Source organism: Ruoffia tabacinasalis (assembly GCF_042652985.1).
Lineage (GTDB): Bacteria > Bacillota > Bacilli > Lactobacillales > Aerococcaceae > Ruoffia > Ruoffia tabacinasalis.
In genome coordinates this window covers 40,606-56,238 of record NZ_JBHSHQ010000016.1, presented here as the reverse complement: position 1 = coordinate 56,238, position 15,633 = coordinate 40,606, and the positions used below count along the sequence as shown (strand labels likewise).

Below are 15,633 nucleotides of genomic sequence, written 5' to 3'. Positions count from 1 at the left end.
TCGATAGATAAATAGAATTAAATAAACCCTAAGCACTCTATAGTTGAGAGACTAAAGAGTGCTTAGGGTATTTTTGTTTACTCATTTGTTTAGTAGTCTAATGTTTCGAACAACTGGTCAAAGTATGCAACTGTCTCAGGTCTATCTTCAAGCGAACTATCTGGATAAGCCGATAAATCGGGTTCTTCATCTAAGAAATACTTCAGTGAATACACACCAAAGCCTTCTGCAAATGATTCAATGGTTGAATTGTAATAAGACTCCTCATCTGCCCATTCACTTTCATAAATGGCCTGCCAATCATCTTGCGTTGACCAAGAATCTTCAGACTCTTCATCCCAATCGATTAATGCATAACTAGCAAAATCTAATGTATGACCAAACTCATGATAAATTAGATTTTTATAAATGGGTTTATCCCCTACAAAATATACAGTCCCATCATCCTTAGCTAAACCATGTAAAGTAAAGCCTGGTGTTTCTGAAGGTGGCATTTCATATTCCGCTAAGACATAAATATTCGAAAGTCGACGTTTAATTTCACTTGGCAATGTTTCAACTATCTCTTCAATCGAAGCGATATTTTCTTCTAAAACAGCCTCATCTTCAATTTGATCAGAGATAAAATAATGTAAAACTGGCTCTTCTAAATGCCCATTATTATATTTGTTGGTAAAGATACTAAATTCTTCTCTAGCAATCTCAATCACTTCGGTAGCTAAATCATAATCGGCACTTTCCGGATCAACTTGGCTATATAATTCCTCGGCACGTAACATTGAAGCTTTAGCATCGGCATAAACTGAAGTCGGAATCATTTGTTTTAATTCGTAACGTTCAACTAAATCCTCGGAATATTCATTATAATAAATTTGTCTAAGCTTATGATTAATATCTAAGCGTTGCATTGCGATTAAATCACTATAATTGTATAAATCGACGACGTCAGCAGTTAAATTCATCGGTGCGACTAAGTAATGATCTTCTGGATCAGCCGAATAATAGATGTAATATGAAATATAAGTGGCTATATCTCTATATGTATCTTTATACGCATTAAAGTGAACGAAATTATAAACTTCATCCGTCTGAGCAAATGGCAGTAGAGCTTCATCAGTAAATAAATTGTCTTCATTAATTGATACTTGATCACTTGGCAATTCAGCTTCAATCAACGTATAGTCACTTTGAGGATAAATAGTTGTATCAGTATCTATATTTTCGTATATGGCTTCATCAACAGGTTCAGCTTCAACTACTTGTGTGTGATCAGCTTGAGTATAGTCTATGCTATCAAGAGACTCAATTGTAGTAGCATTCGTACTAACTGGTAAAGCAAATAACACAATAAAAAAAGATAGAAGAGTTAAAGTGTTCAATTTTAACTTGCTTACAACATCATGATGATTCTTTTCGACCGTCTCCATATTGTTACCTCCGCTTTCAATGTAATATATTATAAGTTTAATACAAACCAGCTTAAAGAGAAAGGAATAACAAAAAGAACGCATGTTCCCACCATAAAGTTTCACATGGAACATATATTCGGGTTTTTACTACTTTACACACCTATTTAAATAGTGGTTAAACTGATTAATCGCCACTTTAATCGAGTTAAACACAAAAAAACTCTTTCTAATTAAATTTAGAAAGAGTTCATTGTAAGTTACATCATGGGTGGTTCGGGTACAAATGAAAGACTTGAGAATTTATTATATTCCTTTTTAAATAATAAGCGAACCGTATCTCTAGCTCCTGCACGGTTCTTAGCTAAGATAACCTCAACAGTATTATCAGGCAGATCATCATCTTGAACTGGTTCTTCATCACCTTCTTGTTGGTGATAATCCTCACGGTATAAGAAGGCAACGATATCCGCATCTTGCTCAATCGATCCAGACTCACGAATATCACTTAAGATAGGTCGTTTATTCTGACGGTGTTCCACACCACGAGATAATTGAGACAGTGCAATGACAGGTACGCCTAATTCTTTGGCTAATTTCTTCAATTGACGAGAAATTTCAGATACTTCTTGCTGACGACTTTCGCCACCGGATCCTTCAATTAATTGAAGATAGTCAATCACAATCAGACCTAAATCTGGATTTTCTTGTTTTAATCGTCTACTTTTCGCACGAATTTCAGACACTTTAATCCCTGCTGTATCATCAATAAAGATCGGTGCATCTTTAAGTGTGTTTGTAGCCACCGTGAAACTATTCCATTCATCATTGGTAAGTTGTCCTGTACGTAAATTAGATGCATGTATATTACCTTCCGCACAAATAATACGGTTTACTAAATCTAATGCACCCATCTCTAGTGAGAATATTACAACAGGTATTTTAGATTTCGTGGCAACGTTTTGGGCAATGTTTAAAGCAAAGGCTGTTTTACCTACGGATGGTCTCGCAGCTAGAATAATCAATTGGTCTGGTTGGAAACCACTCGTTAATTTATCTAAGTCGATATAACCTGTTGGTAAACCAACAACGTCTCTTTTCTCTTCCGATAATCGAACAATGTTCTCAAATGCATCTGAAATTAACGAGCGTATAGAGACAGGTCCGTCATTATTCTTCCCTTCACCAATTGATAAGATAAGTTTCTCACTTTTTTCGATGATATTAGAAATCTCATCACCTTCTTCATAAGCCGTCTGGCTTATTTGTGTACTAGCTGAGATTAAACTACGTAAGATTGATTTATCTTTTACTATCTTTGCATAATGGTCAACGTTTACAGCTGTTGGTGCTGTTTGGGTTAACTCAATTATATAATCATGGCCACCTACATTTTCAATTTCTCCATAACTCGTAAGTCGATCAATTAAGGTGATGGCATCAAGTTCATAATCAGGTGAATCGAAGATATTCGCCATCGCATTAAAGATAATGCGGTGTTTACGTAAATAAAAGTCATCTTCCTCAATAATTGATTGAACCGTTCCTACTTTAATAGGATTGATAAGTAATGCGCCGAGCACTGATTGTTCAGCTTCTATATTATATGGTAGTTGTCTATCCATTGGTTTATTTTCCAACGGTTCACCTTCTTTCTTCATTTCTATATTCTACTCGATTCACTCTTAAATACAAGTATATAAATCATACCAAATTCTCAGCCTTTTTCATAGTTATCAACATGTTAATAACTTTTATTTAAAGCCTTTTAGTAATATTCACATCTTAATAATTCAAACCAATAAAAATAGTGTATTCATTGGTTTGAATACCAAATGAATACACTATTAAAATGCTTAAAATGTTTCATATGAAACTATTGTTCAACGATATGTACTTTAATATCTGCTGAGACTTCACTATGAAGTTTCACTGGAACGTTGTAACGTCCTAAAGAGTTTAAATTTTCACCTAATTGGATCTTACGGCGATCAACCTCGATGTTATATTGCTTTTCAAGCTCTTCTGCAATTTGTTTAGAAGGGATAGTACCGAATAATCGACCATCTTCACCTGTTTTAGCTGCAATCGTAACAACTGTCTCTTCTTTTTCAATGGCTTCTTTAATTTCTTTAGATTCAGCTAATTCTTCTTTAGCCAGTCTAGCTTCAGCTTCTTTTTTAGATTTCAGCTGATTTAAAGCTGCACCATCCGCTACTTTAGCAAGGTTGTTCTTGATTAGATAATTACGTCCGTAACCATCTGATACTTCAATCACATCACCTTTTTTACCTTGTTTCTTGACATCTTTCAATAGAATTACTTTCATTCAAAGTCCTCCTTATTCTTTATTTATTTCTTCTGATAATTGAATATAGACCTCTTCAGTCGATTTATCTTCAATTTGCGTCGCCGCATTCGATAAATGACCTCCGCCACCTAATCTTTCCATAATCGTTTGGACGTTAATACTTCCTAAACTTCGTGCGCTAATCCCTACAACAGAATCACTTCTACGGTAGATAACAAAGGAAGCTTCAACACCTTTAACGTCTAGTAAAACATCAGCAGTTTGTGACGCTGTTATATTATCAAAAACTTCTTCATTAGGTCCAATAATAACTGCATAGCCATCTTTGACAAATTTTGTATGCTCTAATAGTTTGTTACGCTCAATTAAGTTTGATAAATCTTCTTTAAGTAAGCGTTGGATTTGAACACGGTCTGCTCCACGAGATTTTAAATAACTTGCTACATCAAAAGTTCTTGAACCTGTTCTTGATGAGAAATTATTCGTATCTACAATCACCCCAGCAAGTAATGCTGTTGCCTCAAACTTATTTAATGCTTCATTCGTATTACGCATATTAATGAAGAATTCAGTAATCAACTCTGATGTTGACGACGCATAAGGTTCGATATATGTCAGGACCGTTTGCTCTGGGAACTCCTCACCACGACGGTGATGGTCAATAATAACCACATCATGTCCATTTATCAATTCTTCAGCTTCACTTAATGACGGACGATGATGATCGACTAAAATCATTAAAGTTTCATCAGACATATATTTTTCAGCTTCTTCTTTATTAACGAAGATATCTTCATCCCATAAGTAACGAGCTTGATCTAAGGCCAATAACTGACGAATATCTTGATTAAACTCATCTTCATTAATCAGAATACGAGCTGGGACCCCAAAGGATCTGACAATCTTATAAATACCTATTGCAGAGCCCATAGAGTCCATATCAGGGGTTTTATGGCCAGATATGAGTATTTGTTCCGCTTGTTGAATTGACGTGCGTAAGGCTTGAAAAACTAGTCGTGATTTTATGTTTGTACGTTTCTCTGTAGGATTTGTCTTACCACCATAAAATCTTGCTTTACCAGACTGCGATCGAACGACAATTTGGTCGCCGCCGCGTCCAAGCGCTAAATCTAAGTTAAGTTGTGCTTGGTCTGATAAGTCATCAATACGATAACTTGGTGAATCTGGATAAGATACGCCAATACTAATTGATAATGGCATATTTCTTAAAGAATTGCGTTCACGCATCTCATCGAAAAACTTAAATTTATCTTTTTCAAGTTTATCAAGCACATATTGGTTTAGAAGTAGAATAAATTTTTCCTCATTGATTCGTTTAGTAAAAACGCCATAGGATTCAGCCCATTCATTGATATCATTCAATATAATAGAGTCAAAATTGGTTGCCTGTTGATCATCGAGTGTTTCTACAATCTCGTTATAGTCATCCAAGAAAAGATAACCGAATACAACTTGATCGAATTTCTTTTGTTCTCGAATCAACACTTAATCTGTTACATCAATCATATATAATGCTTTCACATCTGTTTGGTGTAATACTCGGTAATATCGGTCCATAAAAGGAACCGTATGCCAATGTTTATCAGATTCAATTGCTACCATTTTATCAAACTCTTTATTTATAGATACTAGTGGTTCTCCAAGTAACTCTTGTGATCCAAACAAATGTTGCATCGCTGGATTGACCCACTTAATGCGATGATTGGAATCTTGACCATATAATAGGATTCCAATAGGAGAGCGGTACATTGCATCTTCCTGTGCACCTCGTACTGATTGAGAGAGGCGACTCGCCATTGTACTTAAGTTACGAATAAAGTTTTCATAATTAAACACAAAAAATACGACAACTGCAATTAATAGTATAAAAAGCATTACACCGATTTCCCAGCGTAACATTAATGCAGCAAGCATAATGATTGTATATAAAATGACTAAACTATAAATTTGCCAACTAATATCTAATGAATGAAATTGTTCAAAGAATGCTTTAAGTCTTTCTTTGTTAAACATATTTCACCTCATCTAATTAATAATATACTAAGTATTTTAACATAATCAATGTTCTAATGCTATTGTTCCGAAGTTTACTAACTTGCTAGAAAATAAGTTAAAAGTTTCATGTGAAACATTTATGTTATGCGTCAATAAAAAAAGAGAGTAGAACACAAGGTCCTACTCTCAGCTAATTAAATTAGTCTTTAATTGTAAATGGAATTAGTGCCATAATACGAGTACGTTTAACTGTTGAAGTTAAAGTACGTTGATGTTTAGCACAAGTACCTGTAACTCGACGAGGTAAAATTTTACCTTTTTCAGATACGAAACGGCTAACTAAATCCACGTCTTTATAATCAGGGTGATCAATATGATTTGCACAGAAAAAACATACTTTTTTTCTGCGTCTTCCACCACGACGTTGTCCCATAGGTGTTATCCTCCTTTATATTTTAAACGAATGTTGAAAGATTAGAATGGTAAGTCATCTTCAGAGATGTCAACTGGCGTGCCATCTTCCATGTTAAATGGTGAGTTACCGAATCCTCCACTATTGTTATTTGAATTATTGTTTTGATATGATGATTGGTTATTGTTGTAGTTGTTTTGTTGGTTTTGAGAGTTGTTATTGTTATAACTTTGTCCGCCACCATAACTACTACTGCTATTATTGTTGCTAGTATCCGCAGGTCTTTGTTCTGTAACTGAACGTGGCTCCAATAAATGGAACTGTTCTACAACTACTTCAGTAACATAGACACGTTGACCTTGTTGGTTTTCGTAATTACGTGTTTGAATACGTCCTTCGACTCCAACTTGAGATCCTTTACGGGTAAAGTTAGCAAAGTTTTCTGCTGATTTACGCCAGATTACGCAACTAATAAAATCGGCTTCACGCTCACCTTGTTGATTAGTAAAATTGCGATTAACGGCTATGGTAAAAGTACCTACTGCAATACCTGACGAAGTAAACTTCAAGTCAACTTCTCGTGTCAAACGTCCCACTAATTGAACTGTGTTCACAATTACATCCTCCTTCAAAGTGTTTCACGTGAAACAAATTAAGCTTCTACTTTAGTAATCATAAAACGTAAGATTCCGCGATTGATCGCAGCTAAACGGTCGAATTCGTTGATTCCTGTAGCATCTGAAGCTTCAGCAGTGATTAAATGATAAATTCCTTCTTTATAATCATTAATCTCATATGCTAAGCGACGTTTTGCCCAGTCTTTCGACTCAACAATTGTAGTTCCGTTTGCTGTTAAGATACCATCGAAACGTTCTACTAATTCATTTTTCTCGTCTTCGTTTAAGTCAGGACGGATAATATATAAAATTTCGTATTTTGTTGTTTGGCTCATTTGGCTTGCACCTCCTTTTGGTCTGATGGCCCTAAAAAAATATTAGAGCAAGGAGAGTATAGTTAAATACTCACATCTATGAATTATACAATTATCATCATTTGATTACAAGCTTTATTTGAAAGTTTTTTATGAGATATTTTACATTATTTTCATCTTATTTTAATAAACCCCTTAGTTTTTCTTTATTTTGTGATATAATGATCATATCATTAATTAAAAAGGAGCGTTTAAGATGAATCGCATTTATAATTTCTCTGCAGGACCATCTACACTGCCAGTTTCAGTATTAGAAAATGTTAGTAAAAACCTAACAAATTACCAAGGGCAAGGCCTATCTGTTATGGAAATGAGCCACCGATCTCCATCCTACATGGAAATTCATGAGAATGCTAAACAATCATTACGCAACTTAATGAATATTCCAGATACTTACGAAATTTTATTTTTACAAGGTGGGGCATCGACTCAGTTTTCAAGTGTACCATTAAATTTATTAAATCAATCAGGTAAAGCTGATTATATCTTAACAGGAAGTTTCTCTAAAAAAGCTTATAAAGAAGCCATTCGCTACGGTGATATTCAAGTCGCAGCAAGTACTGAAGAGGATGATTTTACATATATTCCAAATAATGACGCTATTAATGTCCGTCCAGATGCTGATTATGTACATTTGTGTTTGAACAATACAATCTATGGAACGCGTTTTAAACCAGAGGAGCTCCCTCAATTTGACAATATTCCTTTAGTCGCTGATATGTCATCGAATATTCTTTCAGAAGAGTATGATGTCACTAAATTTGGCCTAATCTATGCTGGAGCTCAAAAAAATATGGGACCAGCGGGTCTAACTGTTGTCATTGTGCGTAAAGACCTAGTAGGTAAGGCTCAAGATATCACGCCTACAATGCTCGATTATGCGACACAAATTGATAAAGATTCAATGTACAACACACCTCCTACTTTTGCTATTTATGTAGCTGGTCAAGTATTTGCTTGGTTAGAAGAGCAAGGTGGTGTGAAAGCCATCGAAGCAATCAATAAAGAGAAAACGGCTAAACTTTATGATTACATTGACCAAAGTGATTTCTATCAAGGGACAGCTCGTAAAGAGAACCGTTCAATTATGAATGTGACTTTTAGAACCGATTCAGAGGATTTAGATAAAGCTTTCGCTAAAGAAGCCCAAGAAAAAGGTCTACATAACTTGAAAGGACACCGATCAGTCGGTGGCATGCGTGCGAGTATCTATAACGCCATGCCGATGGAAGGTATCGATGCACTCATTAACTTTATGAAAGTCTTTGAAAATGATAATAAGCGAGGTACAAAATGAGCTATACAGAAAAAAGATTTAAAATTAAAACATTAAACAATATTGATGCCAATGCATTAAGTAAGCTAACACACGAATTTACTTTAAATCATAGTGATTCCGAAGCAGATGCCATTATTGTAAGAAGTGCTGATATGCATCAGATGGACTTGCCAGAGAATTTAAAATTTGTCGGCCGAGCAGGTTCAGGTGTTAACAATATCCCAATTGATGAATTGACCGAGAAGGGAATTGTTGTTGCAAATGCACCAGGAGCCAACGCAAACGGCGTTAAAGAGTTAGTTCTATCTGCTTTGATCATGTCTTCAAGAAACATTGAATCGGCCTTAGACTGGACACAAACACTCATAGGCGAGTCTGATATTGGTTCAAAAGTTGAGGCGGGTAAAAAGCAATTTGTTGGACCCGAATTAGCCGGTAAGAAAATTGGTATCATTGGTTTAGGTGCCATTGGTGTGCTTGTTGCTAATATGTGTTTAGGTTTAGGGATGGATGTCTACGGTTATGACCCATACTTATCGGTCCAACACGCTCTCGGCTTAAATCCCTCAACAAAAACTCAATATGATATTAATTATATTATGCAAAACTGTGATTACATCACATTACATATTCCATACAATGACAGTACAAAAAATTATTTAAATGCAGAATTATTAGCTGAAGCCAAAAAAGGTCAAATCATTATTAACTGTGCCCGTGGTGGTTTAGTGGATTTAAATGCTTTGGAAGACGCAATTAATAATGGAAGTATTGGTAAATATGTGGTTGATTTCCCAGATGAAAAAACATTAAGTATGAAAAATACGATTAATATTCCCCATCTTGGTGCCTCAACACCTGAAAGTGAAGCGAATGCAGCAAATATGGTCATTGACCAAGTCATGGACTACTTGAAAAACGGAAACATTCATCATTCAGTGAATTTCCCGACGATTAATTTTGGTCCAATCCAAACTATTAGCCGTATAACCGTGTTACATCGTAATATCCCGAACATGATCGGTCAAATTACCCATGTACTTTCTCAACACAATCTAAATATTAACCGATTAACGAACAAACCTCGCAATGGCTGGGCTTGTACGATGATTGATTTAGACGATGACATCGAAGCAAATGATAAGGTTGCACTAGAAAATATCGAAGGGGTCGTCCGTGTTCGACATCTTAAACCTTCAACAAACTAAGAAAAATATGCACATAAAAGAAGCGATAAGCTCATCAAATGATGAAAGCTTGTCGCTTCTTTGTTCATTTATTATTCGTTATCTTCATCAAACTCTTCTTCAGTATCTTCTACTGCTTCTGAAATTCTTTCTGATAATTCTTCATTGAGTTCAACATCTTCGGAAGTTACTGACTCACGGTCAACTTTGACGTCATCAATGTGTTCAATGACCTCTTCTTCTGTAGCTTCTTCCTCAGCTGCTGGAATCGTAGCGATCGAACTAACAATAGCGTCGTCATCTAATCGAATCATACGAACACCAAGGGTAGCTCGAGATGTTTGTGAAATCCCACTAACGTGTGATCTGATTACAACACCTTGATCAGTCATAATCATCAAGTCTTCATCACCTTTAACAGTCACGATACCTGATAATTTACCACTCTTCTCAGAAATATTGGACGTTTTCACTCCAAGACCCCCACGGTTTTTAGGAGTATATTCTGAAGCAGGCGTTCGTTTACCATAACCATTTTCAGTTACAACTAAGACTTCGTGCTCATCAGTCAATACGTCAGATCCTACAACATAATCGTCAGCACGTAATTTAATACCACGGACACCTGTGGCTGTACGTCCCATCACACGAACATCATTTTCATTGAAAGTCATAGCGTTTCCGTTATGTGTTCCGATAATAATGTTGTGTTCACCCGTTGTTTCCATAACATTGACTAATTCATCGCCTTCTTTTAAGTTAATAGCGATTAATCCATTTTGACGAATATTATAATAATCTGATGAATCAGTACGTTTTGCTGTACCACTTCGCGTTACAAAGAATAAGTAACTATCAGATTGACCAGATTCTTCGGTTGATTTATTCACTGAAATAATTTGTTTCACTACTTCTCCAGTACCAAGACTAATTAAGTTTACGATTGGTAAACCTTTAGCCTGACGTCCGTATTCTGGAATATCGTACCCTTTAAGGCTGAATACGCGTCCGAGGTTCGTAAAGAATAGTAGGGTATCATGGGTTGAAGCTGAGACAAGTGTTTGAATTTCATCGTTATCTCCTAAGCCCATACCTTTAACACCACGTCCACCACGGTTTTGAACTTGGAATTCATCTTGAGTCATTCGCTTCACATATCCGTTAGCAGTTAAAGCGATTAATACATCTTCTTCATCGATTAAATCTTCATCATCGATGTTCATTAATTCCCCAATTTGTAATTCTGTTCGACGTTCATCGCCAAAACGTGTTTTTAAATCTGTTAATTCATCTTCAATAATTTCAAACATACGCTCTTGGTTACTTAAAATCTCAGTTAAGCGTTCAATCAATGCGAGTAAATCATTGTGTTCTTTCTCAATTTTTTCACGTTCTAAGCCAGTTAAACGAACTAAACGCATATCGAGTATCGCTTGTGCTTGGACATCTGTAAGTCCGTAATTTTCGATTAATTGTGTTTTAGCTGTCTCACCATCACGAGATGAACGGATAATCGTAATAATTTCATCAATATGATCTAAAGCAATCAATAATCCTTGTAAGATATGGTCACGATTTTCTGCTTTTCGTTTCTCGAATTCAGTTCTACGACGAATCACTTCAATTTGGTGATCTAAATACTTATCAAGAATATCTTTAATACCTAGGACTTTGGGTACGCCACCATCAATCGCAAGCATATTAAAACCAAATGATACTTGCATTGGTGTGTATTTATATAAGTTATTCAATACAACACTGGCAGAAACATCACGTCTTACCTCGATGACAACTCGCGTCCCTTCACGAGCAGACTCATCGTTGGCATAAGTAATTCCTTCAATCCGTTTCTCACGCGCTAATTCAGCAATACGTTTAACTAAATTTGCTTTGTTTACTCCATAGGGTAATTCTGAAACGATAATTCGTTCACGATCGTTACCGATGGGTTCAATATCTACTTTAGAACGGATAATGATTTTTCCTTTACCTGTTTTATAGGCTTTACGAATACCTGATTTACCCATAACGATACCACCAGTTGGGAAATCTGGACCTGGAATGTGTTCCATAATTTCTTCGACAGTAATTTCAGGATTGTGCATTAAGGCAACCACACCATCAATGACTTCACCTAAATTATGAGGTGGAATATTCGTTGCCATCCCAACCGCAATACCAGCCGCACCGTTAACCAATAGGTTAGGAAAGCGTGCAGGTAATACAACTGGTTCTTTCTCTTCTTGAGAATAGTTATCTTGGAAATCAATAGTATCTTTATTGATATCGCGCAGCATTTCCAAGGCAATTTTTGACATACGTGCTTCCGTATAACGCATTGCCGCTGCTCCATCACCATCGACTGAACCAAAGTTCCCGTGTCCATCTACTAATAATTGACGGTAACTAAAAGGCTGTGCCATACGTACCATCGCTTCATAGATTGCTGAGTCCCCATGGGGGTGATATTTCCCCATAACGTCCCCAACAATACGTGCAGATTTTTTATGCGGTTTATCTGGTGTCACACCCAATTCATTCATCCCATATAAAATACGGCGCTGAACAGGTTTCAAACCATCACGTACATCTGGAAGAGCACGTGAGACAATAACACTCATAGCATAGTCAAGGAATGACGTTCGCATTTCATCTGGGAGATTAATTGATTCAATTTCGCGGTGATTATCTCCGAAAATTTCACTCATATTTTTATTCCTTTCTGTTTATGAGACATAATAGATACGTTGTAGTAATTATGTATCTAAATTTTGTACATAAACGGCATTTTCTTCAATAAATTCACGACGTGGCGGAACTTCGTCCCCCATAAGCATTTCCATAACTTCGTTAGCAATCTCAGCATCATCAATCGTTACACGAAGTAAGCGACGATTTTCAGGATTCATTGTTGTATCCCATAGTTGCTCGTAGTCCATCTCTCCAAGACCTTTATAGCGTTGTAGAGAGTAACGAGCATCTGGATTTTCTGCTTGCCATTTGCGTAATTGTTCGTCTGTATCAAGGTACAATTCTTTTTTACCTTGTTTAATTTGATAAAGAGGCGGTTGAGCAATATAAATATAACCCGCTTCTAGTAACGGACGCATATAACGGAAAATTAATGTTAATAATAGCGTACGAATATGTGCTCCATCGACATCCGCATCGGTCATCAGAATTAATTTATGATAACGAGCTTTTGATACATCAAATTCAGCACCAAAACCTGTTCCCATTGCAGTAAATAATGAACGGATTTCTTCGTTATTTAAGATACGATCCATTGACGCTTTTTCAACGTTAAGAATTTTACCACGAATTGGTAAAATTGCTTGATACATTCTTGAACGTCCTTGTTTCGCTGATCCACCGGCAGAGTCACCCTCCACGATAAATAATTCACATTTTTCTGGATCACGACTTGAACAGTCAGCTAACTTACCAGGTAAGTTTGCGATTTCTAAGCCTGATTTTTTACGTGTCATTTCACGGGCACGTTTCGCCGCGTTTCTTGCGCGTGAAGCTAAAATCCCTTTTTCAATAATAATTTTAGCTACTTTTGGATTTTCTAATAAGAATGATTCGTAATTAGATGAGAATAGTCGATCTGTAATCGTACGAACTTCAGAGTTACCAAGTTTCGTCTTCGTTTGCCCTTCGAATTGTGGGTCCGGATGTTTAACAGATAGAACAATCGTTAAACCTTCACGAGTATCATCCCCTGATAAGTTATCATCTGAGTCTTTTAATAAGTTATTTGTACGTGCGTAATCATTGATGACACGTGTTAATCCAGCTTTTAACCCAGATTCATGCGTTCCACCTTCGTGAGTATGAATATTATTAGCAAACGATAAAATTTTAGTTGCGTAATCAGTTGTATATTGTAAAGCAATCTCAACTTGAATCCCGTCAGATTCACCTTCTAAGTAGATTGGTTTCTCATGTAAGACTTGCTTGTCTTCGTTGATGTACTCAACAAAACTTTGAATACCACCCTCATAGAAGAAACTGTCCGATTCTTCTCGCTCTTCACGTTTATCTTCTAAACTAATACGTAAACCTTTATTTAAGAAAGCTAATTCACGAATACGTTCTTTTAAGACATTGTATTTAAAGTCCGTTGTATCAGTAAATATCGTTGGATCGGCTTTAAAGTTTACTTTTGTTCCAGTATGTTCAGATGTCCCGACGATTTCTAATTCTTTCGCGATATTCCCGCGTTCGAATTCTTCACGGTATACCTTACCATTACGGGAAACTTCAACGTACAAGTGAGAAGACAGTGCATTTACAACTGCTGCACCTACCCCGTGAAGTCCTCCAGAAACTTTATAACCGCCACCACCGAATTTACCTCCGGAGTGAAGCATTGTAAAGACGGTCTCAACAGCGGGACGACCTGTTTTTTCTTGAGTATCTACTGGAATCCCACGACCATTATCGGTAACTGTTATTGTATTATCCGCTTCAATAACCACTTCGATATGATCACTGTAACCTGCAAGTGCCTCGTCAATAGAGTTATCAACGATTTCCCACACTAAGTGGTGTAAACCATCAATACTTGTCGTACCTATATACATACCTGGACGCTTACGTACCGCTTCAAGACCTTCAAGGACCTGAATCTGATTCGCGTCATAGTTTTGTTCATTTATATTATCTGGCATGTTCTACTCTCCTTCTTCGGTAATCTGCCCATCTTCAACATACAAGATTTGCGCATGTTCTAATTGTGTAAGATTTAACCCTTTAATCGTTGCTGTTGTTAGGAATGTTTGAACTTTCCCTTCAATCTGGCTCATTAATATATGTTGTCGATTATCATCTAATTCAGATAAGACATCATCCAATAGTAAAATTGGATATTCTCCAATCCGATTATTTAGCCATTCAATCTCAGCTAACTTCAAAGATAGGACAATTGTTCTTTGCTGTCCTTGCGATGCGAAGTTTTGCGCATCTTTTTCATTCAATGCAAAATAAAAATCATCACGATGGGGCCCATAAGCGGTAACGCCCCGTTCTTTTTCTCTTTCTAGAGAATTTTCATATAAACGATGGAATTGTTGGTCAAGTGTATCTAATTGCTCATAATCTAACTTCGATGTACTGCTCTTATATTCCAAACTCAAAATATCCCGTTGATTTGAAAGTGATTTATGAATAGGACGAGCAAGTTCATCAAGAGCTTCTACAAATTCAATTCGATAAGTAATGATTTCAACCGCTTTTTCGATAAGTTGGTCCGTAATCACATCAAAATAAACTTGATCAAATTGTTTTTTGTAGCCATTCTCTTTTAAATAGCGATTGCGCTGCTTTAAAATGCGATTGTAATCAAGAAGTGCTTGTAGATAAACTGGATGGGATTGACCCAACTCAGAATCTAAAAATTTGCGTCTCAAACTAGGAGAACCTTTGATTAACTGAAGATCCTCCGGTGCGAATAAGACGACATTTAATTTTCCAATAAAATGACTTAGCTTTGCTTGTTCAATATGGTTTACCTTAGCAATTTTACCTTTAGGGCCAAAAGACAGTGACAAAGGAAAGTCATAATTTTTAGTTTCAATCATCGCTTCAACTTGAGCGTAAGATTCCCCCCATCGAATTAACTCATTATCATGGTTGGTCCGATGACTTTTTGCCATGGATAACAAAAAAATCGCCTCAAGGAGATTGGTTTTTCCTTGGGCATTTTCACCAGTTAAAATCGTTAAGCCGTCATTAAATGTTAAGTCAAGCAATTCATAATTACGATAATTTTTTAGTTGTAGTTGCTTTACTTTCATTAATCTCTATTTTTAATGAATACTTTTACTTCCTCGTGAGGGAATTCGATGACATCGCCTTCGCGTAATTTACGTCCACGGCGTTGTTCCTCTTCATCATTTACATAGACAAAATATTCACTTAAATACCATTTTGCCATTCCACCACTTTGGATAATATCAGTAATTTTTAAAACTTGACCTAAAGTTACATACTCCGTCGTAATTTCTATTACACGTTCATCCATTTT

The 15,633-nt window shown here is 36.2% G+C and carries 14 protein-coding genes; 2 read left to right on the top strand and 12 right to left on the bottom strand.

Features of this window, described 5'->3' with window-relative positions:
* Positions 1-89: 89 nt before the first annotated feature.
* The 8 genes from ACFO5Y_RS03120 to rpsF form a co-directional block, all read right to left on the bottom strand.
* Positions 90-1,427, bottom strand: coding sequence for a hypothetical protein (locus tag ACFO5Y_RS03120; RefSeq protein WP_197104073.1), 1,338 nt, complete (start codon positions 1,425-1,427; stop codon positions 90-92).
* 239 nt (positions 1,428-1,666) lie between these two features.
* Positions 1,667-3,067, bottom strand: a complete 1,401-nt coding sequence (gene dnaB, locus ACFO5Y_RS03115) for a replicative DNA helicase (protein WP_197104074.1) — start codon at positions 3,065-3,067, stop codon at positions 1,667-1,669.
* A gap of 215 nt (positions 3,068-3,282) precedes the next feature.
* Entirely contained in the window at positions 3,283-3,735 is a 453-nt protein-coding gene (gene rplI, locus ACFO5Y_RS03110; protein WP_138403754.1) for a 50S ribosomal protein L9, read from the bottom strand.
* 12 nt (positions 3,736-3,747) lie between these two features.
* Entirely contained in the window at positions 3,748-5,220 is a 1,473-nt protein-coding gene (locus tag ACFO5Y_RS03105) for a GGDEF domain-containing protein (protein ID WP_231606849.1), read from the bottom strand.
* 3 nt (positions 5,221-5,223) lie between these two features.
* On the bottom strand, positions 5,224-5,751 hold the full coding sequence (locus tag ACFO5Y_RS03100) for a PAS domain-containing protein (protein WP_231606850.1): 528 nt from the start codon (positions 5,749-5,751) through the stop codon (positions 5,224-5,226).
* Positions 5,752-5,932: 181 nt separating this feature from the next.
* Complete coding sequence (gene rpsR, locus ACFO5Y_RS03095; protein ID WP_138403756.1) at positions 5,933-6,166, bottom strand: 30S ribosomal protein S18; 234 nt, start codon at positions 6,164-6,166, stop codon at positions 5,933-5,935.
* 41 nt (positions 6,167-6,207) lie between these two features.
* Positions 6,208-6,762 carry a single-stranded DNA-binding protein gene (gene ssb / locus ACFO5Y_RS03090; protein WP_197104116.1) on the bottom strand — a complete coding sequence of 185 codons (555 nt, stop codon included), beginning with the start codon at positions 6,760-6,762 and terminating at the stop codon, positions 6,208-6,210.
* A 35-nt stretch (positions 6,763-6,797) separates the two neighbouring features.
* A complete protein-coding gene (gene rpsF, locus ACFO5Y_RS03085) occupies positions 6,798-7,097 on the bottom strand; it encodes a 30S ribosomal protein S6 (RefSeq protein WP_138403758.1) in 300 nt (99 codons plus the stop codon).
* 235 nt (positions 7,098-7,332) lie between these two features.
* Between rpsF and serC the strand changes: the two genes are divergently transcribed.
* Both serC and ACFO5Y_RS03075 read left to right on the top strand, forming a co-directional pair.
* Positions 7,333-8,433: a 3-phosphoserine/phosphohydroxythreonine transaminase gene (gene serC, locus ACFO5Y_RS03080; protein WP_197104075.1), complete on the top strand. Its 1,101-nt coding sequence runs from the start codon at positions 7,333-7,335 to the stop codon at positions 8,431-8,433.
* The gene (locus tag ACFO5Y_RS03075) at positions 8,430-9,623 is read left to right on the top strand and encodes a 3-phosphoglycerate dehydrogenase family protein (protein ID WP_197104076.1); all 1,194 of its coding nucleotides are present in this window, start codon (positions 8,430-8,432) and stop codon (positions 9,621-9,623) included. Before serC ends, ACFO5Y_RS03075 begins: the two co-directional genes overlap by 4 nt.
* A gap of 71 nt (positions 9,624-9,694) precedes the next feature.
* Here the strand turns inward: ACFO5Y_RS03075 and gyrA are convergent, their stop codons facing one another.
* From gyrA to yaaA, 4 genes are read right to left on the bottom strand one after another with little or no spacing between them, the layout of a single operon-like run.
* A complete protein-coding gene (gene gyrA, locus ACFO5Y_RS03070) occupies positions 9,695-12,310 on the bottom strand; it encodes a DNA gyrase subunit A (protein ID WP_197104077.1) in 2,616 nt (871 codons plus the stop codon).
* A gap of 48 nt (positions 12,311-12,358) precedes the next feature.
* On the bottom strand, positions 12,359-14,278 hold the full coding sequence (gene gyrB / locus ACFO5Y_RS03065; RefSeq protein WP_197104078.1) for a DNA topoisomerase (ATP-hydrolyzing) subunit B: 1,920 nt from the start codon (positions 14,276-14,278) through the stop codon (positions 12,359-12,361).
* A gap of 3 nt (positions 14,279-14,281) precedes the next feature.
* Complete coding sequence (recF, locus tag ACFO5Y_RS03060; RefSeq protein ID WP_197104079.1) at positions 14,282-15,403, bottom strand: DNA replication/repair protein RecF; 1,122 nt, start codon at positions 15,401-15,403, stop codon at positions 14,282-14,284.
* Positions 15,403-15,630: a S4 domain-containing protein YaaA gene (yaaA, locus tag ACFO5Y_RS03055; RefSeq protein ID WP_138403764.1), complete on the bottom strand. Its 228-nt coding sequence runs from the start codon at positions 15,628-15,630 to the stop codon at positions 15,403-15,405. The genes recF and yaaA overlap by 1 nt, the downstream gene beginning before the upstream one ends.
* Positions 15,631-15,633 lie beyond the last annotated feature (3 nt).